The organism is Mycobacterium sp. TH-M106 (assembly GCF_057473765.1).
The window spans coordinates 1-1,051 of the sequence record NZ_JBYCLE010000174.1 but is presented as its reverse complement, the minus strand read 5'-3'; the positions used below and the strand labels follow the sequence as shown (position 1 = coordinate 1,051).

Genomic DNA, 1,051 nt, shown 5'->3' with positions numbered 1-1,051 from the left:
CGTCTACACGGTGCTGGGGGCCTCGATCGGCAACCTGTCGTCGCCGTTGGCGTACTCGGCGATAGCGGTGTGGTGTGTCACCGCGATCGTCGGCGTGTTCGCCGCGCGCCGTGGCGTCCGGCATTGGCGTAGTCAACGTCGCCCGGGCGGAGGCGGCAGCGCCCCGGAATCGGATTGGGAGACGGGGGCGGGCTGACGCATGCAGACCGCAGCCCCCGGTGCAGATGGCCACGGTGCTTGCTGACAGGAGTCGTGGTCGAGTACTACGCTCACCACCGGGCCGGGCAGCGCACCGGCCTCATGAGGCGTACCCGAGGGCAAGGTCAGATGAGTGCCGAGTTGCGGCGAGCTATTGCGGCTGCCCCTATGTTCGACGGGCTGGACACCCCCCACGTGGACTTCCTGGCTGCGCAGAGCCGCGCGATTTTCCTGCCCTCCGGCCAGGTGTTGTTCCGTAAAGGAACACCGTCCACGGGCTTCTACCTGGTTCGCGAGGGCCTCATGCAGCTTTCGGTGTCCAATTCAGCAGGCATGGTGAAAGTCGTGGAAATCCTGCGCCCGGGAAGCGCTTTCGGCCATGCCGTCATGTTCATACACAAGCCCTACCCGGTGGACGCCACCGCCCTGGCCGATGCGCAGCTGGTGTTCGTCCCGGCTGCCGCTGTCGACCGGGTCCTCGACGACGACCCCGCGATGGCGCGCATCATGCTGGCATCGATGGCGCGCCGGCTGCAAAGCACGATCCAAGATATCGCCATGTTGTCTCTGCAATCGGCGACGCAGCGGATCGTCGCCTACATTCTCGGAGCGGCGGGGGCCAGAACCGACGACCCCGGTACCGCCGCTGGTATCGCAGATGATGCAAACCCTGGCGCACGGTCGACGAGCATCGAGCTACCCGCCATCAAACAGGTTCTCGCCTCAAGACTCGGTATGACGCCCGAGACCTTCTCCCGTGCCATGCGCGCCCTCACCGACCGCGGACTGATCCGCCCGCACGGGGCGGTCATACAGATTCCGGACATCCCCGCGTTGGATGCGTATGCACGCA

General features: G+C 66.0%; 1 protein-coding gene and 1 pseudogene. Both read left to right on the top strand.

Annotation, left to right across the window (positions count from 1 at the left end; genetic code table 11):
- A pseudogene (locus AC2VOP_RS06130) lies at positions 1-196 on the top strand (TVP38/TMEM64 family protein); the annotation flags it as partial.
- A gap of 170 nt (positions 197-366) precedes the next feature.
- Positions 367-1,051 (top strand): Crp/Fnr family transcriptional regulator (locus tag AC2VOP_RS06125; RefSeq protein WP_486960125.1); only part of this gene is annotated, 685 nt, incomplete at its 3' end.